The organism is Sorangium sp. So ce363 (assembly GCF_051520435.1).
Lineage (GTDB): Bacteria > Myxococcota_A > Polyangia > Polyangiales > Polyangiaceae > Sorangium > Sorangium cellulosum_B.
Genome location: NZ_CP150333.1, coordinates 825360 through 851605, shown reverse-complemented (window position 1 = coordinate 851605; position 26246 = coordinate 825360). Strand labels below are relative to the sequence as shown.

Sequence of the window (26246 nt, the reverse complement as noted above, 5' to 3'; positions counted from 1 at the left end):
AACTCTCCCCCTGAGCAGTCCGGAGGCTAACCGCGACCGACGCGGTGGGCCAAGGAAGCGGGGCTGCTAACGCGGTCTCCCTTCATCGTCGTCGCTCGCAGCAGCGGCGCGGGAGGGCGCGCAGGAACTACCCACGTCAGACGTGCCGGGACGTAAAAAGTTGTCGGAGAGAGAACGCCTGGCTCAGCCACGATGCGGGCGGCCCTCGATCGGACACACGCTGGATGTCCGGGCCGTGCCCCGCGGCTCGCCCGCGTCAGTTCTTCGCTTCGACGGCCTTGCCGGGCGGCAGAGGATCCCAGCGCAGCGAGTCCCCAAGGAGGTTCGAGATGCGCTTCGGGCGCTGCCCGTCGACGCGCATGACGTAGAGCCCTGGCCCCTCGCCAGAGGTGCGCGTGGAGAAGAACGCCACGAGCCGCCCGTCGGGACTGCAGGCCGGGTACCCGTTCCTGCCCTGATTCTGGGTCAACCGTACGAGGCCGCCGCCCGTCTCCCCCGAGGCGACGAGGTCGGTGTTCTTTCCCACGCCGACGGCATAGACGGCCTTCACGCCGTCGGGGTGGTTGCAGAACGTGGGCGCCGAGGCGAAGAGCCCGTCCGGGGAGATCGCCTTGCCACCGACGTAGATGCGCTGTCCGTACCTGCCCTCGCCGGAGAAGGCGAGCTTGCCGGTCGGCGTGAACACCGGGTGGAGCGCCATCCCCACCTCGGACGCCGGCTTGATGCTCTGGAGATCGGGCCCGGAGAACAGCTTGATCGTCGACCCCACCCCGATGCTGAGGGCGACCTGGGCGCGATCCTTCGAGAACGCGATCCCGTAGACCGAGCCCTTCACGGGCAGCGGGAGCGGGCCGCCGGCGGGCGTGAAGACCTTGTACTCGTCGCCCTTCACGCTCGCCGCGTAGTGGAGCTGCTCGTTCTTCCCGAACGCAGGGGCGATGGCGGTCTGGTCGGGCGGCGAGACGGCCCTGGCGTCATGGCCGTCGGCGTCGATCGTGAAGACACGCCGCAGCGAGCCCGAGCCCGAGGCGAACGTCATGTGGCTGGCGAAACCGCCGTTCTGGCCGGTGAGGGCGCCGATCAGCTGGTCGGCCACCCGGTGCGACTCGAAGCGCACGTCGCGGAGGGGCACGATGAACTTCTTGTCGAACACCGGGGCCTGCCCGCGGTTCACCAGGAACGCCTGGCCGACGAGCTCGACCTTGTCAGCGGCGACCTTCTTGCCGCTCACGCTCACGACCGCCTCGACCCCCTTCGCGGACCACGCCTTCACGTCCACGGGGCTGTCGGAGAGGTACAGTCCGTCGGGCGCGGCGCTGTCGGGCAGCACCTCGAACTCGCCGCACAGCTCGAGGTCGCGCCGGACCACGCTGTGGATCGTCACGTCCTCGGGATCCGAGACGAGCGACGGCAGGACGCCGATCTTCGGGAGCGGGCGCGTCGCGCCGGCCACGACCGTGATGTGGCCGAGCAGTTCGTCCGGGTTGGGCGGCGCCGCCGAGGAGGCCGGCGCCTGCGCAGGAGCAGGGGGAGCAGCGAGCGCGGCGGCGGCGAGCGCCAGGGCGCCGAGGGCGTATCGAGCTAGTCGCATGTGGTCTCTCTACAGACGAACGTGACGCTGACCTGCTTCTGCCCGAGGTTGGGATAGTTCTCGGGCGGCGGCGGCAGCGCCTGCCCCTTCGCCGCCTCGAGGGTCGCCTGCGCGGCCGCGTCGAAGGCGGGATTCCCGCTCGGCGTCAGCGTGTAGCTCACCATCTGCCCGTCGGACAGGACGATGACCGCGCGCGGCTTGTGCTTCGTGAGCTCCTCCGGCGGGAGCCCCGAGCCGTTCACGCGGAACCTGCTCGAGAACCAGCCCGCGATGCGGGCCAGGTACAGATCCACCGCGCGCGCCTTGAGGGGATCGGTCTCGGTCCCCTCCTTCACGCCGTCCTCGTGGCCCTCCTGGTCGACGTTGGCGGCCGGGGCGGCGTCGGTCTTCGGATCGAGCTCGGTGTCGACCTGCTTCGCGATCTCGGCGTCGGGCGGCGGCGGCGCGGTGCCCGCGTCCGCGATCTTGACCTCCGGGGGCGGGATGTCCGCCTCGGTCTTGCCCGCGCTCGGCGACACGAACGCCTTCTGCTCGACGCGCGGCTTGGGCGTCTGGCGCACCCACCGGTCGGGCAGCTTCATCTTGTCGCGCTTGCCGCCCAGCTTGAGCAGCGGCGTGTCCATGTCGAGCACCGGCACGACCTTCACCGGGACGCTCGGCCCCTTGTCGATCTCGGGCGCCGCAGCGGGCACGGCGAGATCGGCCAGGCTGACCGCGACGGCGGCCCCCGCCTGCACGGCCATCGCCACCGCGACGGCGAGCGCGATGTCCCGCGGGCGGAAGTCGCTCGCCGGCCGGCGCTGCCCCGGCGGCGTCCTCGGTCCGGGCGCGCGCGCCGCAGCCGTGCTCACGGCGCCGCACCTCCGGGCCGCGGCGCGGCTCCCCCGGGTCGCGGCGCCGTTCCCCCGGGCGGCGGCGGCGCGCCCTCCGGCTCGATCTCCGGCTGGACGAGGAGGTTCAGCCCCTCGACCCCGGCGGCCCGGGCGGCGGCGACGACCCGCGCCACGGCGCCGTAGCGGGCGTCCTTGTCGGCGCGGATGTAGAGCTCCTTCTCCTTCTGCACGCGCCCGTTCGAGGCGAGCACGGCCTCGATGTCGGCGGTCGCGTCGTCCTCGCCGAAGAGGATCTTCTCTTCCTTCGTGACGGTCACGACGAGCTTCGTGTCCTTCGTCGGCGCCTCCTCGGCGGAGACGTTGGGCAGCTCGACCCGGAGCCCGGCCGTGAGCAGCGGGGCCGTGACCATGAACACAACGAGGAGCACGAGCATCACGTCCACGAGCGGCGTGACGTTGATGTCGCTGAACCCGCCGCCGCCGCGCCGCCTGCGCCCTCCACCGACCGACATGCCCATGATCGGCCCCGCCCCTCAGCCCTTCGGCATCACCGGCGTGGGCCGGTCGCTCGACCGCTGGAGCGCCAGCGGGATGGACTCCTGCATCCCCCGCGCGGAGAGCGACGCGATCTCCACCCAGCCCTCGCTCGCGGCCTCGAGCGCAGCGAGCAGGTCATCGATGCGCTTGTTGATCCCGTTGTAGGCGATGACCGCGGGGATCGCGGCGAACAGCCCGATCGCGGTCGCGATGAGCGCCTCGCCGATGGCCGGGGCGACGACGGGCAGCGACGCGCTCTTCTGCTGACCGATGCGGAGGAACGCGTCCATGATCCCGTAGACCGTGCCGAACAGGCCGATGAACGGCGACGCCGCCGCGATCGACGAGAGCGTCGGCATGAGCGCGCTCGCGCGCTGCGTCTCGGTCACGATCGCCCGCTTCGCGATCGAGTCGAGGAGCCGGCTCGTCCCGACGCGGCGGCTGAGCTCCATCACGACGCGGGCGCCGGGCGCGTCCGCGTGCCGCTGCGCGAGCGCGAACAGCTGATCGGGCGAGTGGGCGTGCGCCGACTCCTGCTCGAACCGCGCCTGCTGCGAGGCGAGCCGCGCAAGCTGGAGGACCTTGAGGACGGCGATCACCCAGACGAGGATCGCCGCGAAGATCAGCAGCCAGACGACCAGGAAGACCGGACCGGAGGCGTGAAGGACCAGGGAGACGGGATCGAGCTTGATCGGGACCGCCGTCGCCGGCTCGGGGGCGCTTTGCAGGAAGGCCATTTCGATCTCTTCAGGTCAGGGAGTCGGCTCGTCAGGGTTCCGCGCGCGCGGCCCCGTTCAGTGGAGTTTGCGGCCGCGACCCCCTCTCTCGCCTGGAAGCGCGGCCGTGGCCCTCTTCAAGTTCGCCCAGCGCCGCACGCGGCGCGTGCGCTCAGTCCGCGAGCAGGATGTCGACCTTCCGGTCGCGCGCCCAGCCCTCTTCGTCCGTGCCGGTCGCCTCGAACTCGCCCTTCGACGAGGTCGCGATGCGGCCCTGCTCGAGGCCCTTCTTGCCGAGGTACTCCGCGACGCTGCCGGCGCGCTTCTGGCCGAGGCCCAGGTTGTACTCCGTCTCCCCCCGGGGGTCGGCGTGGCCGATGAGCTTCATCCCCTTGCCCTTGAGCGGACCCGAGACGAAGCAGCGCGCGAGCGCGTCGAGCGCGCCCGCCGCCTCACCCTCGATCGACGTCGAGTCGAACGCGAAGCGGGCGGTCGGTAGATCGCCGCAGGCCTTGAGGATCTTGTCGTCGATGCGGATCGATCCGCTCGTCGGCTTCTCGGTGTCCTGCTTCGGGGCAGGCGGGGCAGCGGTCTTCGCCACCGGAGGGGGCGCGACGTCGCTGGCGACATTCGCCGGCGGCTGCGGATCGGAGCCGCAGCCGGCCGCGAAGGCGGCAAGGGGCGCCGAGACCACGAGGATCAACGCAGGCAGTTTTGTCATGGGCATGCCGTTACCACGCCGGGAGGCGCGTTGCAGCATTTTGAGCGCCCGCCGGCGAGCCGGCGCGCCTGGATGACAGGCATTCCGTTAAAGTGCCGCGATGCATCGCTCGCTCCAGGCGCGGGAATATTTGGGGCACCAACGGTTGGCCAGCCGCGCGCCCCCTCGACGCTGGCTATTCCTCGCTGGTGTCCGCCTGGCGCTGCGTCTCCGCAGCCGCCGGGGCCGGGGGGTCGGCGACGGCTGCAGCCATCGCGTCGGTGAGCGACATCGGCGCCTGAGGCCGCGACACCTCCTCGGACGCGAGCGACGGCGACGGCTGACGCTCAGGCCGGGCGCGGGCCCCCGGAGCGGCGGGCGGGCGCAGACCCGCCCCGGAGGCCTCGCGCGCGCCCGCCTCCGGTGCGGCGCGCGGCTGCGGCGCCGTGGCGGGCTCGGCGGCGCTGGCCTCGTCCTCGTCGGCCGCTCGCGCGCGCGCGTCGAGCCCGCGCAGCGCCGTCCTCCGGGGGCCGGGCGCCTCGAGCGGCACGCGCACCTCGCGCGCGATCTCCCCGGCCCGGGCCACGCCGCGCTGCGCTGCAGGCGGCACGTCATCCCGCGGCGCACGCGACATCCGGCCGGCGATCAGCGTGAGCCCGACAGCGATCACCAGGGCGCCGGCCACGGTCGCCGCCGCGAGGATGCGCACGCGGGCTCGTGATCGCGCCCACGAGGGCACCGCGACGGGCACGAGCGCGTCGTGGACGCGCATCACGTCGCTCACGCTCGGCGCATCGACCACGACCGGCGCCGTACCCGCGAACGCGCTCGAGGCGGTCGCCGCAGTCGACTCCACGCCCCGGATCGCCTGTGGCGTCGTCAGGCCCACCGCCGCCGGAGCGACCGGGCCGCTGCCCGGCGCGACCGAGCCCGCCGCCGACGCGCTCGACGTCGTCGTCGCGGCGGGAAGCGTCGCGATGAACGACTTCAGCGCGAGCGACCGGAGATCCATGATCGTCGGGTCATCGTCGCTCCGTGGCACCGAGGGCGCGCTCGATCGCCGGAGCGGCGGAGGAGGCCGGCTCGATCGCCGGCCGGCGCCTCCCGCCGGGGGCGCTGCCGCACCCCTCCCGTGCGCACGGAGCATCGCACCGCCGCAGACGCTGCACTCGAGCGCAGCCCCGCCGCGCGCGTCGCTCGACACCGTGGTGACGATTCCGCAGATTTCGCAGGTAACGTCCATGAGCCCCCCGCAGGCCTCGCGACACGACAACGGCGAGCGCCCGCCACGCCAGATTGTGATTCAAATTACATCTTGAGTATGGCGCGCGAGGGGCGGCCATGCATGCGGTCTCCGCGCGGCATTTCCGAGAATCGAGCGCGTGACGGCGTTGCGGTGCCATCCCGGACGGTCGACATCGGACGAGAGCCGTCCTGGACCGAAGGTTTCCCGGGTGGGCGCTTGCGATGCCGGCCTTCGGGCCGCTGTGGTAAGAGCCGCGCTTCGATGTGGTCGGGAGCGGACCACCGGTCCGCTCGACGTGGTCGCGGCTCCCTGCCGGGGGTCACGCTGACATGGGTGTGGGGGCCGCGACCGGCCTCCGAAGCGCCCGGAGGAGTTCGAGAATGGGTCTCAGCGAAACGCTGCTCGATGCGAACAAGAAATCCAAGGTCGTCGCCGACTGTTGCACGCTGGTCGACGAGGAGGTGGCTTCGAAGAGCGGACTCTCCGGCCTGGCGGTCAAGGCCGGCTACGCGGCCGTGAAGGGCATCAAGCCCGGCTTCATCCAGCAGGTGGTCGAGAAGCTCCTGCCCGAGTTCGCCAAGAAGCTCGATCCCATCTGGACCGAGGCCGCGAGCAGCGGCAACCCGAGCTCCTTCTTCACGTCGAACCGCTCGCGGATCGCCGACGCGCTCCTCAGCATCACGGACGAGAAGGCGAAGTCGTCGTCGAGCGGCGTGGTGCGCGGCACCTACGAGAAGCTGCGCGGCTCAGCGAAGAAGAACGTCGAGGAGGCCGTTCCGCGCCTCGCCCAGCTCATCCAGAAGCACTCAGCCTGAGCGGCTCGGCGCAGCAGGCCCGCTTCGCGCCGGCCTGCTGCGCGCCGCAGCGAGGCGCCCCCGCGGCCGCGTGCGCAGCGGAGGGCGCCCCTGCGATCGGCTCTCAGCCAGGCTCGCCGAAGCTGCGCGCGAAGAGGTCGCGGATCGCGTCGCGGCCGGCGTCGTTGAGATCCTGCGTGCCGATGCCGGCGAAGTTCTCGCAGGTGATGCTCGGCTGCCGCGCCATCTCCCAGGCCGAGCCGCTCCAGCGGAACCAGCCGCGCTTCTCCTGATCGTAGACGAACAGCTGCTTCTTCCAGAGGCGCGCGAGCTCCGCGCCCCAGCCGGTGCCGCCGCGCACGGTGCCGTCCTCCTGGAGCGTGCCCACGACGAAGACCTGGCTGGCCGCGTTGATCTGGTGCCAGATCGTCTGGAGGATGTTGCGCACGAGCGGGATCTCGCTCAGCACGCGGCCGAGGCGCCGCGACACGTAGACGAGGCTGAAGTCGCCCTTGCGCAGCTCGTCGTCCCCCAGCACGACCACGCCGCGCTGGCGCTCGAGGAGCCGGTGGCCCTCGAAGCTGTAGTTCAGCTCCTGCACCCCGTACCGCTCGGCGCACGCGCCGAACTCGGCCTCGGCCCCCTTGGCGCCGCCCGAGTGCACGCGGAAGCTCCGCGGGTCCTTCGGCCGCTCCGAGGGGGGCCGCACGTCCTCGTCGATGACGCGCATCGAGTGGGGATCGAGCCGCAGGTGGAGATCGGCGAGATCCTCGTTGCCGTGGTCCTTCAGCAGCCGCAGGCGAACCACGTCGCGCTCCGGCTGCAGGTAGACGACCACGTTGAGGTGCCGCTCGACCTTCTGGAGCGCGGCAGGCAGCTTGCCGGGAGGGCTCGCCTCGTCGACCTGGGCCGCGACCCAGACCTCGGCGGAGCGCTCCTTCGCGAGCCGCCCGAGCGCCTCCATCGCCTGCTCCGACGCGACCGCCACGTCGAAGCCGTCGACGATGATCACGTCGGGCTCGAAGTGGGCGACGCCGCGCGCGAACGCCACCGTCTCGAGCATCTTCTCGACCCACAGGCGCGCCGCCTCTTCGGGCGCGTCGGCCGACGCCTTCACGTGGCCGAGGTGCGAGTAGATCTGCCGGTGCCGCTCGACCTCGAGCCGGACGGCCTCCGGCTCCTCGAGCCGCATCGACTGCGCGAGATCGTGGAAGATCTCGTCGTAGTACGCGCGGACGTGATCGACCGCGTTCTCGTGCGAGATGTGGAGGACCCGGCGATCCCGCAGCAGATCGTCGAGCGCGATCTGCACGAGCAACGCCGTCTTGCCCACGCCGGGCCGGGAGACGATGACGCCGACGTTGCCGCGACCCAGCCCGCCGTGCATCGACCCCTCGAAGACCCGCATGGGGCTCCGCTCGTTTACCTCTTTGCGGTACATGCCGACCCCCTCACTTGGCCTTCTTCGCCTGCTCTTCCCGGTATTTCTTGATGAGCTCCTCACCAAGCGCCGCCGGAAGAGGAGCATAGCGCGAGAACTCCATCGTGAACTCGGCTTTGCCCTGGGTGGCGGAGCGGAGGACGGTCGAGAAGCCGAACATGTCGGAGAGCGGCACCTCCGCCTCGACGCGGCAGAAGCCGTCTGCCTCGGTCGAACCGACGATGATGCCGCGCCGCTGCATGAGGATGCCGACGATGCCGCCCTGGTACTCGCTCGGCCCCTCGCAGCCGACCTTCATCAGCGGCTCCAGGATCTGCGGGCCGGCCTTGGGGTACGTCTCGCGCCAGGCGCCGCGCGCGGCCTCCTGGAAGGCGATGTCGGACGAATCGACCGCGTGGGCCGCGCCGTCGTTCAGCGTGACCGACACGCCCGTGACGGGCGCGCCGATGAGCTGCCCCTTGGCGAGCATCGACACGAAGCCCTTCTCGACCGCCGGGATGAACTCGCGCGGGATCGCGCCACCGACGACCTGGTCGTCGAACCGGAACGGCGCCTCCGTCCAGGGCTCGATGAAGCCGCCGACCTTGCCGTACTGGCCGGAGCCGCCGGTCTGCTTCTTGTGCGTGTAGTTGAAGTCCACGCGGCGCGTGATCGTCTCGCGGTACGCGACGCGCGGCGGGCTCGTGACGACCTCCGCCGAGTACTCGCGCTTCATGCGCTCGATGTAGACGTCCAGGTGGAGCTCGCCCATGCCGTGGATGACCGTCTCGCCGCTCTCCGGATCGGCCCCGACGCGGAAGGTCGGGTCTTCCTTCGTGAAGCGGCGCAGCGCCTTCGACATGTTCGCCTGGGCCTTGTTGTCCTTGGGCGTCACGGTGAGCGAGATGACGGGCTCGGGCACGTGCATCGACGTCATCGCGACGCTCAGGGTCCCGTCCGTGAAGGTGTCGCCGGAGTTGCAGTCGATGCCGAACATCGCGACGATGTCGCCCGCGCCCGCGGAGTCGATGTCCTCCATCTCGTCCGCGTGCATGCGGACGAGCCGGCCGACCTTGTGGCGCTTGCCCGTGCGGGTGTTCGTGATCTCGCCCCCGCGGGCCAGGTTGCCCTGGTAGACCCGCAGGTACGTGAGCTGGCCGAAGCGGCCGTCCTCGAGCTTGAACGCGAGCATCACGAGCGGCTTGTCCGAGTCGCTCGACAGGACGACCTCGGCCTCGTCCTTGTCGAGATCCACGGCCTTGTTCGTGATGTCGGCGGGCGTCGGCAGGTAGCGGGTCACGCCGTCGAGCAGGACCTGCACCGCCTTGTTCTTGTAGGCCGACCCCATCATCACCGGGACGATCTGGAGCTTCACGGTCGCCTCGCGGATCGCCTTCTGGAGCAGCTCCTCGGTGACGCGCTCCTCGAGGATCGCCTCCGTGAGCTCGTCGGAGTACATCGAGAGCGCGTCGAGCATCTCCTCGCGCGCCGTCTTCACCTCGTCGGCCATCTCGGACGGGATCTCGCCGACGACGATCTTCTCGCCGTTCGCCCCCTCGAACCGGTAGGACTTCATCGCGATGAGGTCGACGACCCCCTCGAACTTGTCCTCGAGCCCGATCGGCAGCTGCAGCAGCACCGGGTTCAGGTTGAGCTTCTCGCGCAGCTGCGCGCGGACCCGCAGCGGGTTCGCGCCGGCGCGGTCGCACTTGTTCACGAACGCGATGCGCGGGACGCCGTAGCGGCGCATCTGGCGGTCGACCGTGAGCGACTGGCTCTGCACGCCGGCGACGGCGCAGAGGACCAGGATCGCACCGTCGAGCACGCGCATCGCGCGCTCGACCTCGATCGTGAAGTCCACGTGGCCGGGCGTGTCGATCACGTTGATCTGGTGCCCGTTCCAGAAGCAGTGCGTGGCCGCGGACTGGATGGTGATCCCGCGCTCGCGCTCGAGATCCATCGAGTCCATCTTCGCGCCGACGCCGTCCTTGCCCTTGACGTCGTGGATGGCGTGGATCCGCTTGGTGTAAAAGAGGATGCGCTCGGTCAGCGTTGTCTTGCCCGAATCGATGTGGGCGCTGATCCCGATGTTGCGCAGCTTGGACAGTTCGCTGATCACAGAAGGCTCCCCGCCGCGCACCCGTGGGGGCGTGCCCGTGGAGGGCGTGCGGCACGCATCGAACGTCAGCCAGGCGGCGCACTCTTGCGATCGCCCAGTCAGAAATTCGGCGCGGCTCTTAATTCGGCCCCATGGACAGCGCCAGGGGGAAAATGATCGCGCGTGAACATTTCACGCTACTTGGCTTGAATCCTGGAAAGCCCGACCGTCTCGTCCCACTCGGATCCGTAGCCGTCGTAGTGGATGCGGTAGCGCTCTTGCCCCACGATGCCCGTGACGACCGCCGGGTACATCTGCCCGTGCCACTCGACGCGGACCCTGTCGCCGATCTTGTAGACGTTGGTCTGCGACGCCTGCAGCCCCTTGCTCCGGACCTTCGGCGGCGGCGGCGGGTGGACGACATTGCCCTCGACGAGGCCGCGGATCCGTTCACGAGGTACAACTTCGTCCCAGATGTCGTCGTATCCCTGGTAGTGGATCTTGAACTTCGTCGGACCCAGGACCTCGATGACCTCCGCCGGGTAGACGTTCCCTTCCCACGTCACGAGGACGTGATCGCCGATGGCGTATTGGCGCTTGCAGCCCCCCAGAACCAGGGCGAGGGCCAGGAGGAGGGCCGCGGCGTGAGCGCGCGCTGCGGGCATACTTCCCGCCCGCCTTACCGTCCTCGCCGGCGCCCCGCAAGAGGCTTCGCTCAGGGACGCGCGCGGGTCGGCGCTGGACGGCGCGACGGCGCCGGGCCACGCCATGCCGTGCCGGGCCGTCCTGCCGCAGGCCGCGCCATGCCGTGGTGAGCCGTCCTGCCGCACGCCCGCCGCGCCCCATCTCGACGCCCCCCAGGGCGCTGCAGCGGGGCACGAACCCGTGTAGAGAACGCCCATGACCCGAGATGTTCGTCCTGGTACGGGGACCCTCTCCCGCCCGTGCCCGTGCGGCTCGGGGCGCTCGTACCGCGAGTGCTGCGCCCCCTGCCATCTGGGCGATCGCGAGGCGCCCGACGCCGTGGCGCTGATGCGCTCGCGGTACGCCGCGTTCGCCGTCGGAGACACCGCCTACCTCTGGCGGACGCTGCACATGGGCCACATCGACCGCGGGCGCGACAGGGATCAGGTGCTCCGCGAGTTGAAGGTGACGATCCACCACCACCGGTACCGGGGCCTCCAGATCCTCGACAGCCTGCAGAGCGGTGACTCGGCGTCGGTGCTGTTCCTCGCCAAGATCTTCGAGGCAGGCGTCGATCGATCGTTCGTCGAGCTGTCCGATTTCCTCCACGACGGCGAGGGCTGGCGCTACCTCCACGGCGTCGCCATCCCGCGCGCCCGCATCAGCGTCCCGCCCGACGAGCTGACGATCGCCCGGTTCTCATCCCTCGCCAGCTGACCGGCCCTCGCCGGCCGAGCGGGCGCTCGGGCGGCCGATGCGCCCTGGGCCCGCTGACCAGGCCCTCGGGTGGGCGATGCGCCTCAGCCAGCCGACGGGCCCGACGCGCGGGCCTCGTGCCACCCCATCGCCTCGACCACGGCGCGGTTCTTGTCCATCCACACCGCGATGCGCTCGCGCGTCGTCCGGTAGGCGTACTCCAGGATGGCGCGCCGCGCGCGCAGGTTGGCGGGGTTGTGGAGGAACAGCAGCGCGTCGTTCCGCGCGGGCTCGAGCACGAGGACCTGCATCTTGCCCTCGGCGAGCGCGCGCCCCACCGCCTGGTGGAGCCGCGCGTGCGCCCCGATCCGCATCGCCTGGTTGAAGATCCAGAGCATGCCCTTGTCGCGCACGCTCTCGCGCACCCCGTGCCCTGTCGGGACGGGGCGGTGCGCGGTGGAGACGGGCACGAGCGGGCTCACGACGATCGTGAGGTCCACGCCGGCGGCCTGCGCGAGATCGAGGTGCGCCACGTGGCCCAGCCCGCCGTCGAGGTAGTGGCGGTGCTCGACGCGCACCGGCGAGAAGAACAGCGGGAGCGCGAGCGACGCCGCGCAGGCGAGCGACACCGGGACGTGGTCGAACCCCTCGGCGCCGAAGACGACGCGCTCGCCCGAGTCGAGGTCGTGCGCCGGGATGCGCAGCGTCCGCGGCATCGCGCGGAACGAGTTCGGGATGCCGCGCCTCAGGAAGAACTCGCCGAGGAACCGCTCGTAACGATCGAGCTGGAAGAGCCCCGCGGGGAGCGAGTCGTTGAAGCGATCGAGCTGCTCGAACAGGTACTGCTGCGCCGGCGCGTTCGGGGTCGCGTCGCCCCGGGTCGTGAGCCGGACGATCGCGTGGCGGAGCGCGACCAGGCTGGTGCTGAGCGCGCGCCGCCACTCGCCGACGTCGATGTGGAGGAGGTGGCTGCGCTCCAGCGGGAAGAAGTTGTCGACCGGATCGAGCAGGGCGCGGTAGAGCCGCTCGATCGGGATGCCGCCCGCCAGGGCCGCGGCCACCGCGGCGCCGCTGCCGTGGCCGAGGTAGAGCGAGAAGCTCTGGTTGTCGATCCCCTCGACGCCATCCTCGAGCGCCGCGAGCGCGCCGATCTGGTAGAGCGCGCCCGTCAGGCCGCCCCCTGGCAAGCAGAGGCTGACGCGCGCTCGCTTCGCCCCGGCGCGCGGAGCGGCGCGGCCCTGGCCGCTCGCGTCCACGGTCCCGGAGGAGCGGCCCTCGCCGTCCCCCGCTGCGATCTGCGCGGATCGGCTCTCGCCGCCGCCTTGGCTCCCGAACGCCGGCATCATGAGAGGTCCTTTTCCCTCGCGCGGGCCGCCCCCTCGGCGCGACGGCCGAGGACGCAGGCGAGCGCGGTCAACACGAGCGCAGAGGCGGAGCTCACCGCCACGAGCCACACCGGGCTCGCCGCGGCGTCGGGCAGCGCAGCGCCGGCAGCCGAGGGCGCGCCGTCGGCGGCCCCCGCGCCCGCCGCGGAGAGGAGCGAGAAGCACTGGATGGCGTTGTAGGTGCCGTGGAGGAGGATGGACGGCAAGAGCGAGCCGCTCGCGACGCGGAGGACGCCGAGGGCTGCGCCGAAGATGCCGATCGGCAGGAACTTCTGCCACCCGACGTGGGCCACCGCGAAGAGCGCGGCCGTGATCGCGATCACGAGCGGCGCGCGGTGCGTCCAGCGCAGCGGGCGGGCGAGCGCTCCCCGGAAGAAGACCTCCTCCAGCGCGGGGCCGAGCACGATGAAGATGAGGCCGAGCGCGGCCCGCTCGGGCGCGCTCGCGTCGACGAAGACCCGGACGAGCTCGGCGTCGTCGATCCCCGACGGCCAGCGCGCCTCGATCGCCGTGTAGAGCGCGGCGATGGGCCCCTCGAGCGCGAAGCCGAGCGCGATCGCCAGCGGATAGAACGCCACGTGCGTCCCGCGCACGCCGAGGAACTGCCGGATCGACGCGCGGGGCGCGTGCACCTGGAGCACGCCGAAGAGCCCGAGCAGGTACGCCGCGGCCTGGCACGCGAAGCTGCCGATGACGTCGAGCTTCGGCGCCGCCCGGAACGAGCCCGCGCCGTCGAGCGCCGGCTCCATCCGGAAGGAGGAGATCAGGCCGAGCAGGAACAGGAACAGCGCGGTGACGCCCACGGTCCAGCCGATGGCCCCGGGGATCGACATCGGTCGCTCCTCGCCGCCTCGCCGGACGAGCGGACCGGGCCCTCCGCCGGTCGGCGGAGGGTCGGGGGTGCCGTGCAGATCGCTCATCGGCCTCGCAGATAAGGCAGGACGCCCCGCTTCACGACCGTGTCCGTGCCGAGGCGATCGCTCGTCTCCGGGTAGTCGATCGTCGTGTGCAGCCCCCGGCTCTCGTGCCGGGCGGAGGCGCAGCCGACGATGAGCTCGGCCACGGTGGCGATGTTGCGCAGCTCGAGCAGATCCCGGGTGACAAGGTGCTTCCAGTAGTACTCGCGGATCTCCTCCTGGAGCAGGGAGATCCGCCGGGCGGCGCGCCGGAGGCGGGCGTCGGACCGGACGATGCCGACGTAGTTCCACATGGTGCGGCGCAGCTCGTCCCAGTTGTGGGCGACGACGACCTCCTCGTCGCTGGCGACCGCGTTGCCGACCTGCCACTCGGGCACATCGGGGAACGCGCTCTGCCGGAGCTCGGCGATCTGGGTGCCGAGGCGCGCGGCCGCGCGGTGGCCGAAGACGAGCCCCTCGAGCAGCGAGTTCGAGGCGAGCCGGTTCGCGCCGTGCAGCCCCGTGCACGTGCACTCGCCGATCGCCCAGAGCCCGGGGATCGTCGTCCTGCCGTAGAGATCGGTGGTGATCCCGCCGCACATGTAGTGGGCGGCCGGCACGACGGGGATCGGCTGCGCGGTGATGTCGATGCCGTAGCGCAGGCACTGCGCGTGGATGGTCGGGAAGTGCTCGCGGACGAAGCTCGCGGGCCGGTGGGTGATATCGAGCAGCACGTAGTCCGACCCTGTCCGCTTCATCTCGAAGTCGATGGCCCGCGCCACGATGTCGCGCGGCGCGAGGTCCTTGCGCGGATCGTGGCTGGCCATGAAGGCCGTCCCGTCCGGCAGCCGGAGGATGGCGCCCTCGCCGCGCAGCGCCTCGCTCACGAGGAAGCTCTTCGCCTCCGGGTGGAACAGGCACGTCGGGTGGAACTGGTAGAACTCCATGTTCGCGATCTCGGCGCCTGCCCGGTAGGCCATGGCGACGCCGTCGCCCGTCGCGACGTCGGGGTTCGTCGTGTAGAGGTAGACCTTGCCTGCGCCGCCGGTCGCGAGCACGGTCGCCCGCGCGAGGTAGGTCTCGACGACGTGCGGCTTCGAGGCTGGCCGGTGCCGGGGCGCTGGCCGCTCCGAGTCGCGCGGCCGCGGCCTGCCCTGGTTCAGCGCGGCGTCGGTCTCGTCGAGCACGTAGGCGCCGGCGCAGATGTCCGGCCCCCCGAACCGGGAGAGCGGGATGAGGTCGATCGCCGTGTGGTGCTCGGCGAAGCGGATGTTCGGGTTCTGCCGGGCCTGCTCGAGGAGCGCGCGCTCGATCTCGAGGCCCGTGGCGTCCGCGGCGTGCACGATCCGCCGCGCGGAGTGCCCTCCCTCGCGCCCGAGGCGCACCTGGCCGTTCTCGTGATCGAACTGGGCGCCCCGCGCGATGAGCTCGCGCACCCGCTCGGGCCCCTCCCGCGCGCAGATCTCGACGACCACCTCGTGACAGAGGCCCGCCCCCGCCTCGAGCGTGTCGGCGATGTGCGCCTCGGGGGAGTCGTCCGGGGCGAAGACCGCGGCGATGCCGCCCTGGGCGTACTTCGTGTTGGATTCGTCACGCGCGCGCTTGGTGACGATGATCACCTCGCCGTGCTCGGCCGCCTCGAGCGCGAAGGTCAGCCCAGCCACACCGCTACCGATGACGAGGAAATCGGTCGTTATCGCCACGGCCAGGAGGGTAGCAGGAGCGGGGCGCACGGAGGTAGGCCGTGGTGCGCTTCCTGCGTGCGACGGCGCTGCGGCCGGGCGTTCGGGCGGGAGGCCGGTGTGGCCGGGGAGAGCCGAGCGCCGGCGTGAGCCTGCGCGAGGTGAGGGCGCGCGCACGGGCTGATCGCGCTCATGGCGGAGCGCCTCGGCCGTTGCCGACGCGCGCCGGGGCGCATGTCGCGCGCTCGGGCTCGCAGCGCGAGCTCATGAGCGCAGTCCATCCATCAGAAGCCGCGACTCGCGAGACGGAGCGGGGATGCCGGAGATGCGGTGTCCTGGCACAACACGACAGGTTCCCGGAGAGCACATCAGAGCCGGCGTCCCCCACACCATCGGTGTCGACTCGCTCGATCCAACCCCTTCGTGAAGGGGCCTCTCGCTCAAGGGTCCTCGCCTTTGCGGTGCACCGAGGGAACGAGCATCAGCTTGGGGCGACGCTTGCTTCGCGCTTTAGGACCACCTGCCGGGCGTGGGTTCTGCGCCCACAAGAGGCTCTGCGACACGGGCAGTCTGGGCCCTGACGGCGGCGCAAGCTCCTCCGCCGCCGCTTCGCGAGCTTCCCGCTCTGCGATGCAGTGCACGCAATACTTCTCGGGATCCCAGTCGATGTCCTCGAGACCCAGCCTCCGTACCCACATCCGCTCCCACTCCCCCATCTTGCTCAAGCTGGGGCGCTTACCAGAGGGAGGAGGGTCGTCTCCGCGGGACCTTCGGTGCTTCGGCATGGGGCTCCTTGAATTCGGGCGGCGCCCATTCTGCCGGCAACGAATGAGCTCGCCAAGGGGTTTCTTCGAATCAGGATTGCCGTTTTGCCGAGTTACGTTCAGCCGTCCGAAATTGCCACGAAATCATACCGCCTCTCATTTTTTCTACAGCGCTCGCCGTCATCAGCAGTCCAGCGGGCTCTGCTCGCCGCTCCACCCCCTCCCCGGGTAGCCCGCTGCAACCGCGGGGTTCGCCGCTGCCTCCGCTCGCTCTGGCGCCGGCCTGGCTCCCGGGAAGATCGCTTCCCCGCCCTTCGCGCCACGACGTTCGCCCCCAAAGAACGCTGCCCACCCCCGGCCCGTGCTCGGCCCTCCGGGCCAGAGGCCCCCCGAGCACGCGAGGAAGATGTCGCCCGGCTCCGTGTTCTCGACCTGGGCCGTCATCTCCACCGCTGCGTCGCAGCCGAGCGCGCGAGTGGCCGCGCTGGCGTGTTGCCCCAGCACGGCTGGGGCATCCGGCGAGCTGAATCCGTCCAACGCCCCACCGTCGAGCTCCGCATCCTCACGCGTTCGCGCCTCCAGCTTCCCCCCACGGAACCGGTAGATGTGCATATCGCCGGCGCAGACGATATACGCCGCCCCTGGCGCGAGCAGTACACCGGCGAAGGTCACCTGCACGCCGCTCGGTCCCGGCCCCGGACGTTCGTCCTCGGAGCGGCCTGGTCGACGCGGGCTCATCATGAGCCGCACTTCGTCCCGGCACTGCGGCGCAATCATCTCACCAGCACCAAGGTCGTCCACGCTGGCTGCCTCGACAGCGGGATGCACCATCTCGATCGCCGCGCGGGAGACGACCTCTCCGCCAGGCCGGCCCGTGACCAGGAAGAGCCCCAGGCAAGGCAACTCCCCAGAGCGCTCCTCGTTGCTCGCACGACGCCTCGACACGAAGGCCTCCGCCCCTGCCTCGATGGCGATCGTTGGACGCACCATCCTCCACCTCGCACGCTCGTCGCAAAGACGAGCCGAGTCAGCGCGCACCACGCTCGCGGTGCGCCGGTCTCCTGTTCTGTCGCCCAGCGCGCCGCGCCGCCGCCGTGCGCCCTCTCGGCGTGCTCAGGCCGTCAGCGGCTGCTCGCTCGAGCTGGGAGCTCGCGACGGGACCTTTCGCTCAAGCGCTCAAAAATCATCGCGCACGAGACGCGCCAGTCGCACCATCTTCAGCAGCAGCCGCCTGCAGCGGCCCTTGCTCCGCCTGCTTCGTCTACCCGCCCTCGGTGGAATCTTCTCCCACCCAGGGCTCAGCCGCAGCTTCGGTCGGCTCCCCGACCGTGCGGCAAGCTCCTCCATCACCGCTTCCCAGGCCGCTCGCTTCGCGATGCAGTGCTCGCAGTGCAGCTCGGGGTCCCACTCCACATCCTCGAGGCCCAGCCTGCGCACCCACATCCGCTCCCACTCCCCCATCGCGCTCGGGCTGGGGCGTCTTCCGGAGGGAGGGACATCGTTTCCACTGGAATTCCGGCGCATCGGCAGGGCGCTCCTTGGATCGAGCGGCGCGCATACTGCCGGTCACGAAAGAGCTCGCCAAGCGTTTTCGTCCAGAAATCGATATCTTTCGACTACTTACGCGAAGCCAGGCCGGGTCGTCACAAAATCGTACGGTCATCCTCACTTTCTCCACCGCTCGCCGGTGGCAGCAGTCCAGCGGGCGCTGCTGGCCGCCCCATACCCGTCGCCTGCGGGAGACGCCTCGCCTCCTCAATGGCGCGTCGCGCGATCGTCGGGGTCCCCTCCGCCACGCTTGGCGACGCCAGGCGGTACCAGCGACGAGGCCGCCCGTTACCTCGTCGCTCACTTACGGAAGTTGCTGCTCCGCAGCCGCCGTGCCTGCCGCGCCCGCGTTGTCCGCCACGTTGTTGCTGCCGCCGGGGCCCCCGTCGCCCGGCGTGCCGGGTTCCAGCGTGGTCTGCCCTTCCTGCTTCACCGCCTCGCCTCGGTAGGCGATCGCGAACGACGGCCCGCCGAGGCCTCCTCCTCCAGGACCGCCGTTGCCTCCCTGGCCTCCATGCCCGCCAGCGCACGCGTGCTTCGACCCGCCGACCCCTACGCCACCAGCGCCGCCGAGCCCGCCCGATCCACCCGGCTGCAGGTCGCCGCCAGCACCTCCCTTGCCCCCATCGCCTGCCTTCAGCACGCAGTCCTTCAGCGTCACTTTCCCCTCCACGCTCGCCAGGGCGATGCTCGCTCCGCCGGCGCCGCCGCCTTGGCCGGGCTGCCCGCCGCAACCACCAGGGCCGCCGCTGCCGCCGCTCGCGCCAGCTCCCGGCATGGCGCCTGGGCAGATCGCCGCGCCACCCTTCGCACCACCGCCTCCGCCTCCACCTTGCCCGGGCTTGCCCGCGCCACCGGCTCCGCCGCTCACGCCCACGTAGCCCGACGAGCGCAACGCGCCGAGGCCGCTCGCGGCGACGCCGGCGTCGCCGGGGGAACCATTGTCGCCACCCTGGCCGGTGCCACCCGCGGCACAGCTCCAGGCGCCTGTCGCCGGCTCTCCGGAACCTGCTGCGCCGAGGGCGCCCGACGCTCCGATGTCGCCGCCAGTGCCATTGGTTACATTGCCATCACCACCACCACCGCCGATCGACAGCTCCCCGCCGCACTCGTTGACCACCTGGGCGCCACCGGACAGCGTCGCGTCCGGCCCCGGCGTGCCATCGAGATCGCTGCACGCGTTCGTTCCGGCGTTCCCAGGTGACGCCTGCGCCGGCACCTCGCTCGGCGCATCCTCTCCCTCCGCACCATCCGCTCCGTTCCCCGCAACCAGCTCGCACCGCACCAGCTCGGCTTCCGCGCCATCCACCAGCACCGCGATCGACGACGCCCCCGGCGCCCGTGCATCCGTCGCGCGCACCGACACGTCCTCGATCCTCACCGCGCCCTCGCCCCGCAGCACCTTCAGCACGATCCCGTCCTCCCCTGGGGCCACGACCGTCTTCGCCGTCTTGCCGATCCAGGTCCACCCGTTCGCGCAATCGAGACCGCCGAACAGCTTGGCTCCCGCTGGCAGCTCAACCGCCTCCGTAAACGTTTCGGCGCACGCGTAGACTCCGCGACCTTGCTCCTCCGCGCGCCGGAGCGCTTCGGCGAGCGTCGCCACCGGCTCCGCCCGGGTACCTGCATTGTCGTCGTTGCCGCTCGAAGCCACGAAGATCCCGCACGTATCGTCCGCGGCGCCCTCGATCTCGCTCGGCACGCACCCGGAAGGCACAGCCTCACTGCCCCTGCCCCGGTACTCCTCGCAGGTGAGCATGAACTCGCAGTCGTCCTCGACGTGATACCAAAGCCCGTCGCAGCCGCCGGGGACCAGCGCAATGGCGGCGGTCGTTCCAAGCAAGGTTCGCCTGAGCGTTCTCATCGTTCTTCCTCCGGTTCCACTCACCATGCGTTCACCATCACGACGCTGACGCCCTGTGCCCGCGGCTCAGGAAGCACGAGCAACGCTTTAGAGCCCTGCGCGCTTCTCCTGGGCCACAGGGCATACGTCACAGCGCCCGTCGCCAGCAGGCCCGATAGGACGTAGCTGCCTAGCGCGATGTCCCCCAGACGACCGGCGCGCTCGCCGGAGCGTTGGAGCTCGGCGCATCGCTCGGCGAACGACGGTGACGCCACGCAGCCGCCGCCTGCAGCGAAGATCTGGCGCCGTTGAGCACGACCTCCCGAGTTCGCATCGTTCGACGCGACGGTCATCACCACCCCCACGCCGAGCCACACCGCGCTCACTGCTCCCAACGCGATCACCGGCCCCCAGTTCCTCTTGTTCGGCAGCGGTCGCAGCTCGCTCGGCACCGCCAGCAGCCCCGCTACGGAGCCTCCGGCCCCCGCGCCCGCCGCGCTCCCGCCCTTCTCCGTCGTCACACCCGCTGCCGGCGGCCCCTCGGTCGTCGCGAGCGCCACTTCGGCCTGCGCTCCCTTGGCCACCGGCACGCGCTCTTCGCACCACCCCACACGCGCTGGGGCGCAGCATAGAACTAACACGACAAGATAGCTGCCCACCCCCGGCCCGTGCTCGGCCCTGCGGGCCTGCGCGCGGTCCGCCCCTCCCGTCCCGCGCGTAGCGCGGGACCTGGGAGCGGCCTCGCTTGCAACCGCGGTTCGGGATCCAGCGCCACTGCGCCCCTGCCCCGCCTCCACGGCACAGCAATGCTCCGACGCCGAGCAAAAACGATCTGCTGCCGGGCTGCCTTCAGCGACCGTAGGATGGTATCCGGGTTTGCGGCCCGACGCAGAAGCAGTCAGCAGATCATCGGTCCCTCCGCCCGCGCCTCTTCCGATCCACGCTAGGGTGGTGAAGTCTTCAGCGCCGGGCAGCCCACCGTGCCGCGTCTCCGCGACAAATGAGTCCCTATCACCCCGGCTCGGGGCGTGTCCATTCATTTCTTGTCTCCTCCTTCAGCTCAGCTGCTCACTGACCGCAGCCCTCGTCTTCGACCAATCGCATTCCCTCGATCCCTACACAATTGTCACTCGGCAGCATGTATTCTCGCTGCCCAGGCGCCCGCAACCGATTGCATTCCTTTGAGAGCTGCGAAATTCTCACACGACACCGCTTTTTCTCTCACTGCCCACAGCTCTCGTTTCCACCAAAGTTCCGGCACGCTCCGCTCGCCCTCAGTTCGCCAGTGTTCCCGCCCGGCCTCGCGTTGCCGCCGTCTCCTGCAGCACCGGCGGAGCATCCACTTGCCGCCGCGCGGGTCGCCCTCAGGACGCACCTCTCCCCGTCGATCGCGTTCCATGCGATCGCCAACACCTTCTTCCGCCGCACTTCGCGCCGGCGAGCGACGCCGCCTGCTACCTCATCGGTCGCTTACGGAAACGCCTGCTCCGCCGCTGCAGTGCCTTCCGCTCCCGCGTTATCCGACGCGTTTTTGCTTCCGCCGGCTCACCCCAGCGCCCGGCGTGCCGGGTTGTAGCGTCGTCGGCCCTTCCTGCTTCACCGCCTCGTCTCGGTAGGCGATCGCGAACGACGGCCCTCCAAGGCCTCCTCCTCGAATTGCATTCCGTTGAGCTCTACGAAATTGCCACGCAGCAACACCTTTTTCTCACTGCCCGCAGCTCTCGTTTCCACCAAAGTTCCAACACGCACCGCTGGCTCCGGGCGTACCCGCGTTCCCGCCGGGCCCCGCGCTGCCGCCGTCCCCAGTTGCGCCTTCGGTGAAGCCCTTCAGCGCGACCGCTGCGCTCGGCGCCGTCGCGTACGCGATGCCCACCGCATGCCCACCTCGGCCGCCTGCCCCGGGGCCGCCCGTTCCACCTTGACCGCCTCTGCCACCATCGCAGCCGATGGATCCACCAAGGTGCGAAGCGGTACCTCCGGTCGCGCCGCTGCCTCCAGCGGCACCACCTAGCCCGCGGGCTCCATCTCCCCCCTTCCCCGCCTTGCCGACCGCGACCGTCACCTCCGTCAGCACAAGCTTCGTCCCCAGGCTTACGATCCCGATGCTCGACCCGCCGGCCTGCCCGCCTCCGCCTCCCTTGCCGCCGCAGCCTCCAGCGCCACCGCCGCCGCCGCTCGCGCCGACGCCGTCCACCGTGGTCCCGCCGGGGCCCGGGCAGAAGACGCCCGCCTTCGCTCCTCCTCCGCCTCCGCCCCCTTGCCCCCGTTTCCCGATCGTGCCGCTCTGGCCGTTACCACCAGCGATGCGCTCCAGCGTCAGTTCCGTGCCGTTGCTGGGCTCGCCGGCATCGCCGCTAGCGCCGGGCAAGCCATCTTCTCCGCGCCTGCAGTTGGAGGCGGCTTGTCCAGCGCCACCGATCCCGTATTCGTCGGGGTTCGGCTCAAGCACCGGCACACCATCCGCCCCCTTCTGCCCGTTGCCCTCGTTGGTACCCGTGATCCCGCCGAGCCCTCCGACTCCCCCGCGCGTCTCGCCGTCCTCGCACACCGTCACGCCGGGATCGCCGCCGTACACCAGTGCGGTGCACGCATTCGACACGTTCGTCGGCGCGCCCGCCCCCGCCTGCGGCGCCTCCATCGGCGTCTCGCCGTCCGCTCCATCCGCCCCATCGCCCGCAGTCACCTCCACCTGCGCCAGTTCCGCCTCGATATCCGCCACCGCCACGCCGATCGACGACCCCCCCATCCTCCATCGCGTTCGCCGCGCTCACCGCAAAGCTCCTCACCTTCGCCCCGCTTGCGCCTTCCCCGAGCGTCAGCGCCACTGCGCCAGCAGGCCCCTCAATCGCGCTCCGCGCCTCTTCGCTCCACGTCCACTCCACCTCGCAGTCGAAGCCCCCGATCACCTCGATCCCTGCTTCGATCGCCACGCTCTCGGCGAACGCTCCGCTCGTGCACGCCAGCACCCGCTTGTTCCCCGCGTTCACCACCGCCTCCCCGAGCGACACGTACGGCCTCGCCTTCGTCCCATCTCCACCCGGCTCCGCCGTCGCGCTCGCGAACACCGCGCACTCGTCCGTCACCGTGCTCGCGTCCTTCGTCGGATCAGCCTCGCATGCGGGGTTTGGCGCTCCGCCGCCTGCTGCTTCTAGCCAGTCGTGTTCTGGGCACGTCAGCGTGTAGTCGCAGTCGCTGGTCAGGCCGAGCGACAGCGCGTCACACCCGACGGCCGCAAGCACCGCGCAGAGGGTGCCAGCCGTGATGCCAATAGGTTTTCTCACGTTCGCATCCTTTCCTTCCCGTCGCCGCTCACCACACACCAACGACTCCCAGACCTCGCTCTCCCTGCGCTATCCAAGCGGTCGGCAGCACACCCACCGCGTTGCTCGATGCAGATGAGCGAGGCCACAGCGCATAGACCAACGCGCCTGCGGCCAGCGCACCGGACGCCGCATAGGCCACGATGGCGCCGGTGCCCAACGTTCCAGCTCGCCCCGCTCTCTCGTCGAACGTGCTGCACGCACTCGCAACATCGCTCGGCACGTGAACGCACCCAGGCCCCTGCGACAGGATCGCAGCGCGCTGCGCATCCGCTTCGCTCCGCGCATTTCTCGACGCCACCGTCATCCCGATCCCCACGCCGAGCCACACCGCACTGGCCGCTCCCAGCGTGATCACCGGCACCCAATTCCTCTTGTCCGGCGGCAGCCGCGGCTCCACGAGCACCGCCGGCGGCCCCGCCACCGCCACGACGATCCCCGCACTTGTCGCGCTCCCTGCCCCCTCCGTCGTCGCCCCCGGGGCTGTCGACGCCTCGTTCTTCGCTAGCGCCGTGTCTCACCAGCTACGGCAGTTCGGGTGCCAGCGAAACCACGCCTCCGTCCCACCGCTACGGCACCGCGCAGTTCTCTCGCCGCGCAAAAGCAACCTGCTGCCGGGCTGCCTTCAGCAACCGTCGGATCACATCCAGGTTCGCGGCCCGACGCAGAAGGACTCAGCAGATCTACGGTTCTTCCGCCCGCGCCTCCGGCAGTCCACTCCAAGGTGGTGAAGTTGTCAGCGCCGGGCAGCCCACCGTGCCGCGTCTCCGCGACAAAAGAGTCCCTATCACCCCGGCGCGGGGTGCATCCAACCATTTTCTGTCTCCTCTTTCAGCTCAGCTGATCACGGTTCAACGCGCTCGTCAGTCGTTCGTCCGCATTACGTTCAGCTCGACGAAATTCTCATCCAACGTCACAGCTCACATCTCGGCTCACTTCACTGCCCGCAGCTCGCATTGCCCGTGAAGTCCCAGCACGCCCCCGTTGTCCCCGGGTTACCGGCGTTGCCATCCGGGCCCCCGATGCCACCCTCACCCGCTGTACCCGCCGTGAAGTCCTTCAGTTCCACCGGACTGCTCGGCGCCGCCGCATACGCGATACCGACTGCATGGCCGCCTCGACCGCCTCCGCCGGGACCGCCGGGACCGCCTCGACCGCCTTTGCCCCCGTCGCAGCCGGGGACGGAGTCCACGTTCTCCGAGGCGGTACCTCCAGTCGCGCCCATGCCTCCATCAGCGCCGCGTCTTCCGCTGGCGCCCTGTCCACCCTTCCCCGCCTTGCCGACCGCGACCGTCACCTCCGTCAGCACAAGCTTCGTCCCCAGGCTCACGATCCCGATGCTTGACCCGCCCGCCTTCCCGCCACCGCCGCCGTTGCCTCCGCAGCCGCCGGCTCCGCCTCCGCCACCACTGGCGCCGGGGCCATCCAGCGGGTTCGCGACGGGCCCGCAGAACAGCCCTGCTTTCGCGCCTCCGCCGCCACCTCCCCCTTGACCTCGCGTCCCAGTTCCGCCGTTGCCACCGTCGCCGCCCGTGATGCCCGCCAGCGTCAGCGTCGTCGCACTACCGGCCTCGCCGGAACCGCCGAGAGTTCCTGGCGTGCCATCTTCACCCCGCCGGCAGTTGCCCGCGACGTCGGTTTGCCCAGCGCCGCCGATGCCATACTTCTCTGGGTTCGGGTCCAGAAGCGGCGCACCATCCGTACCCTTCTGCCCGTTGCCCTCGTCGGTACCCGTGGTACCGCCGAGTCCACCGGTGCCGCCGCGCGTCTCGCCGTCCTGGCACATCGTCACGCCGGGCTCGCCGCCGAAGACGACCTCGCACGCATCCGACACCATCTCCGACGCGCTCGCCCCCGCCTGCGACGCCGCCGTCGGCGTCTCGCCGTTTACGCCGGCCATCCCGTCGCCCGCGGTCACATCCACCTGCGCCAGTTCCGCCTCGATATCCGCCACCGCCACGCCGATCGACGACCCGCCCAGTTCCGTCGCGCTCGCAGCGCGGATCGCGAAGCTCCACAACTTCGCTCCGCTCGCGGCCTCCGACACCGTGAGCGCGATCTGGTTCGCGGGCGCCTCGATCGTGCTCCGCGCCGCATCGCTCCACGTCCACTCCGCCTCGCAGTCGAATCCCCCGATCACCTCGATCCCTGCCTCAATTGTCACGCTCTCGGCGAACGGCTCGCTCGTGCACGCGAGTACCCGCTTGCCGTCCGCCTTCGCGACCGCTTCCCCGAGCGACGCGTATGGCTTCGCCTTTGTCCCGTCTCCCCCCGCTTCCGCCGTCGCGCTCACGAACACCGCGCACTCGTCCGTCACCGTGCTCGCGTCCTTCGTCGGATCCGCCTCACACGCGGGGTTCGGCGGACTGCCGCCAGTACCTCCGGATGCGAAGTGATCGCACGTCAGCATCAGCTCGCAATCCTCATCCATATTGTCCCAGAACCCGCTGCACCCGCAAACTGCCGTGGCGAGTCCCAAGCCTGCTACGATCCAACACCTTCGGCCCATGGTCGTTGTTCCTTCGCTCGAGCTCACCACGCACCCAACACATCGACTCCAACACTACCTGTCTGCACCCGGGGCAATGCGCGAACGCGCTCCATCGTTGTCGCTTTCGGTCGAGGCCATAAGACATATGTCACCGCAGCGATCGCCAGCGCTCCCGATGCGATGTAGGCTACTCGCGCAGCGTCGCCCAACGTCGCGCCTCGAGAGCCGATACTCTGAAGCTCTTCGCATGGCTTGACGAACGTAGCCGAGGGTGTCGCGCATTCTCCGCCGGCTCGAAGGATCACTTCGCCTTTGGAGCGTGCGTCATCGTGCGCGCTGTTCCTCGCCACCGTCATCCCGATCCCCACTCCGAGCCCCACCACGCTCGCCGCGCCCAGCGCTATCACCGGCACCCAGTTCTTCTTCGGCGGCGGCTCCACCGGCACCGCCGGCTGCCCCGCCACGAGCCCCACAACCCCCGCTCCCGCCGCGCCTCCCTCCGTCTTCGCGCCCGCCACCTGCGCCTCGCTCTTCACCGGCACCATCGCCAGCCCCGCGTCCGTCGTCTCTCCCTTGGCGCTCTTCACCGTCTGGCTCACCGGCGCGTACCCCTCCAGCCTCGCCTCTACCCGGTGCTCCCCTGGCTCGACGAACACCTCTCCTTCCAGCGGCGCTCGGCCCACGGCCTTGCCGTCTACAAGCACTTCCGCCCCCGCCGCGCTGACCGTCACCCTCAGCGCACCCACCTGCGCTCGCGACTCCGCCAGCCGCTGCTCCGCCGTCGGCTTCAGCTTCGCCACCGTCTTGACCAGCGGCCAGTTCCTCAGCGCGAACGACAGATGCTCCGCTGCTTCTCGGTACTTCTTCAGCTGGTACTTCGTGTTCCCGAGGTTGTACGCCACGTCGAACGTCGGGTTCAGCTCCCACGCAGACTGCAGCTCAGCCTCCGCCTCCACGTACTTCCTCGACGCCATCGCCGTCGATGAGCCGCGCTCTTGGCAC

General features: G+C 70.5%; 20 protein-coding genes. 2 read left to right on the top strand and 18 right to left on the bottom strand.

The features are described from left to right. Positions 1-256 precede the first annotated feature (256 nt). From WMF12_RS03215 to WMF12_RS03190, 6 genes are all read right to left on the bottom strand, one after another. Entirely contained in the window at positions 257-1591 is a 1335-nt protein-coding gene (locus WMF12_RS03215) for a tolB protein (protein ID WP_437744148.1), read from the bottom strand. Further along, the gene (locus tag WMF12_RS03210; protein ID WP_437864343.1) at positions 1582-2442 is read right to left on the bottom strand and encodes a TonB C-terminal domain-containing protein; all 861 of its coding nucleotides are present in this window, start codon (positions 2440-2442) and stop codon (positions 1582-1584) included. Before WMF12_RS03210 ends, WMF12_RS03215 begins: the two co-directional genes overlap by 10 nt. After that, complete coding sequence (locus WMF12_RS03205) at positions 2439-2942, bottom strand: biopolymer transporter ExbD (protein ID WP_437744146.1); 504 nt, start codon at positions 2940-2942, stop codon at positions 2439-2441. The genes WMF12_RS03210 and WMF12_RS03205 overlap by 4 nt, the downstream gene beginning before the upstream one ends. 15 nt (positions 2943-2957) lie before the next feature. Then, the gene (locus WMF12_RS03200; RefSeq protein WP_437531733.1) at positions 2958-3698 is read right to left on the bottom strand and encodes a MotA/TolQ/ExbB proton channel family protein; all 741 of its coding nucleotides are present in this window, start codon (positions 3696-3698) and stop codon (positions 2958-2960) included. 151 nt (positions 3699-3849) lie between these two features. Beyond that, positions 3850-4398 carry an OmpA family protein gene (locus WMF12_RS03195; protein WP_437297730.1) on the bottom strand — a complete coding sequence of 183 codons (549 nt, stop codon included), beginning with the start codon at positions 4396-4398 and terminating at the stop codon, positions 3850-3852. Between the two features lie 175 nt (positions 4399-4573). Next, positions 4574-5389, bottom strand: a complete 816-nt coding sequence (locus WMF12_RS03190; RefSeq protein WP_437864275.1) for a hypothetical protein — start codon at positions 5387-5389, stop codon at positions 4574-4576. 614 nt (positions 5390-6003) lie between these two features. On the opposite strand from WMF12_RS03190, the gene WMF12_RS03185 reads away from it, so the two are divergent. Beyond that, positions 6004-6438: a DUF6918 family protein gene (locus tag WMF12_RS03185; protein ID WP_437549462.1), complete on the top strand. Its 435-nt coding sequence runs from the start codon at positions 6004-6006 to the stop codon at positions 6436-6438. 103 nt (positions 6439-6541) lie between these two features. Here WMF12_RS03185 and WMF12_RS03180 read toward each other — a convergent pair whose 3' ends face one another. The 3 genes from WMF12_RS03180 to WMF12_RS03170 form a co-directional block, all read right to left on the bottom strand. Beyond that, on the bottom strand, positions 6542-7858 hold the full coding sequence (locus tag WMF12_RS03180; RefSeq protein ID WP_437864260.1) for a hypothetical protein: 1317 nt from the start codon (positions 7856-7858) through the stop codon (positions 6542-6544). 10 nt (positions 7859-7868) lie between these two features. Continuing rightward, positions 7869-9956 carry an elongation factor G gene (fusA, locus tag WMF12_RS03175; protein WP_437864252.1) on the bottom strand — a complete coding sequence of 696 codons (2088 nt, stop codon included), beginning with the start codon at positions 9954-9956 and terminating at the stop codon, positions 7869-7871. Between the two features lie 176 nt (positions 9957-10132). Further along, positions 10133-10600 (bottom strand): Tudor-knot domain-containing protein, encoded by a 468-nt coding sequence (locus tag WMF12_RS03170; protein ID WP_437549458.1) that lies wholly within the window; start codon positions 10598-10600, stop codon positions 10133-10135. Positions 10601-10835: 235 nt separating this feature from the next. On the opposite strand from WMF12_RS03170, the gene WMF12_RS03165 reads away from it, so the two are divergent. Continuing rightward, positions 10836-11336, top strand: coding sequence for a YchJ family protein (locus WMF12_RS03165; protein ID WP_437297724.1), 501 nt, complete (start codon positions 10836-10838; stop codon positions 11334-11336). A gap of 83 nt (positions 11337-11419) precedes the next feature. Here the strand turns inward: WMF12_RS03165 and WMF12_RS03160 are convergent, their stop codons facing one another. The 9 genes from WMF12_RS03160 to WMF12_RS03120 form a co-directional block, all read right to left on the bottom strand. Next, positions 11420-12661, bottom strand: coding sequence for a patatin-like phospholipase family protein (locus WMF12_RS03160; protein WP_437864209.1), 1242 nt, complete (start codon positions 12659-12661; stop codon positions 11420-11422). Next, a complete protein-coding gene (locus WMF12_RS03155) occupies positions 12658-13620 on the bottom strand; it encodes a CPBP family intramembrane glutamic endopeptidase (RefSeq protein ID WP_437864191.1) in 963 nt (320 codons plus the stop codon). Before WMF12_RS03155 ends, WMF12_RS03160 begins: the two co-directional genes overlap by 4 nt. Next, complete coding sequence (locus tag WMF12_RS03150; protein ID WP_437864174.1) at positions 13617-15299, bottom strand: L-aspartate oxidase; 1683 nt, start codon at positions 15297-15299, stop codon at positions 13617-13619. The genes WMF12_RS03155 and WMF12_RS03150 overlap by 4 nt, the downstream gene beginning before the upstream one ends. Positions 15300-16225: 926 nt before the next feature. Beyond that, positions 16226-16987: a PP2C family protein-serine/threonine phosphatase gene (locus WMF12_RS03145; protein WP_437864161.1), complete on the bottom strand. Its 762-nt coding sequence runs from the start codon at positions 16985-16987 to the stop codon at positions 16226-16228. 907 nt (positions 16988-17894) lie between these two features. Next, positions 17895-19454 carry a PGRS family protein gene (locus WMF12_RS03140; protein ID WP_437864128.1) on the bottom strand — a complete coding sequence of 520 codons (1560 nt, stop codon included), beginning with the start codon at positions 19452-19454 and terminating at the stop codon, positions 17895-17897. A gap of 20 nt (positions 19455-19474) precedes the next feature. After that, positions 19475-20023, bottom strand: coding sequence for a hypothetical protein (locus WMF12_RS03135; RefSeq protein ID WP_437864119.1), 549 nt, complete (start codon positions 20021-20023; stop codon positions 19475-19477). A gap of 1115 nt (positions 20024-21138) precedes the next feature. After that, complete coding sequence (locus WMF12_RS03130) at positions 21139-22179, bottom strand: hypothetical protein (protein ID WP_437864109.1); 1041 nt, start codon at positions 22177-22179, stop codon at positions 21139-21141. A 1511-nt stretch (positions 22180-23690) separates the two neighbouring features. After that, a complete protein-coding gene (locus WMF12_RS03125; protein ID WP_437864098.1) occupies positions 23691-25163 on the bottom strand; it encodes a hypothetical protein in 1473 nt (490 codons plus the stop codon). Positions 25164-25285: 122 nt separating this feature from the next. Next, entirely contained in the window at positions 25286-26218 is a 933-nt protein-coding gene (locus WMF12_RS03120; RefSeq protein ID WP_437864089.1) for a PEGA domain-containing protein, read from the bottom strand. Positions 26219-26246: the final 28 nt, after the last annotated feature.

Excerpts from the sequence above, each read along its gene's own strand:
- WMF12_RS03215 (WP_437744148.1), bottom strand. The coding sequence starts at position 1,591 with ATGCGACTAGCTCGATACGCCCTCGGCGCCCTGGCGCTCGCCGCCGCC.
- WMF12_RS03155 (WP_437864191.1), bottom strand. The coding sequence starts at position 13,620 with ATGAGCGATCTGCACGGCACCCCCGACCCTCCGCCGACCGGCGGAGGG.
- WMF12_RS03185 (WP_437549462.1), top strand. The coding sequence starts at position 6,004 with ATGGGTCTCAGCGAAACGCTGCTCGATGCGAACAAGAAATCCAAGGTC.
- WMF12_RS03140 (WP_437864128.1), bottom strand. The coding sequence starts at position 19,454 with ATGAGAACGCTCAGGCGAACCTTGCTTGGAACGACCGCCGCCATTGCG.
- WMF12_RS03170 (WP_437549458.1), bottom strand. The coding sequence starts at position 10,600 with ATGCCCGCAGCGCGCGCTCACGCCGCGGCCCTCCTCCTGGCCCTCGCC.
- WMF12_RS03180 (WP_437864260.1), bottom strand. The coding sequence starts at position 7,858 with ATGTACCGCAAAGAGGTAAACGAGCGGAGCCCCATGCGGGTCTTCGAG.
- WMF12_RS03190 (WP_437864275.1), bottom strand. The coding sequence starts at position 5,389 with ATGGATCTCCGGTCGCTCGCGCTGAAGTCGTTCATCGCGACGCTTCCC.
- WMF12_RS03205 (WP_437744146.1), bottom strand. The coding sequence starts at position 2,942 with ATGGGCATGTCGGTCGGTGGAGGGCGCAGGCGGCGCGGCGGCGGCGGG.
- WMF12_RS03165 (WP_437297724.1), top strand. The coding sequence starts at position 10,836 with ATGACCCGAGATGTTCGTCCTGGTACGGGGACCCTCTCCCGCCCGTGC.
- WMF12_RS03120 (WP_437864089.1), bottom strand. The coding sequence starts at position 26,218 with ATGGCGTCGAGGAAGTACGTGGAGGCGGAGGCTGAGCTGCAGTCTGCG.
- WMF12_RS03125 (WP_437864098.1), bottom strand. The coding sequence starts at position 25,163 with ATGCTGACGTGCGATCACTTCGCATCCGGAGGTACTGGCGGCAGTCCG.
- WMF12_RS03195 (WP_437297730.1), bottom strand. The coding sequence starts at position 4,398 with ATGACAAAACTGCCTGCGTTGATCCTCGTGGTCTCGGCGCCCCTTGCC.
- WMF12_RS03130 (WP_437864109.1), bottom strand. The coding sequence starts at position 22,179 with ATGGGGGGGTCGTCGATCGGCGTGGCGGTGGCGGATATCGAGGCGGAA.
- WMF12_RS03160 (WP_437864209.1), bottom strand. The coding sequence starts at position 12,661 with ATGATGCCGGCGTTCGGGAGCCAAGGCGGCGGCGAGAGCCGATCCGCG.
- WMF12_RS03200 (WP_437531733.1), bottom strand. The coding sequence starts at position 3,698 with ATGGCCTTCCTGCAAAGCGCCCCCGAGCCGGCGACGGCGGTCCCGATC.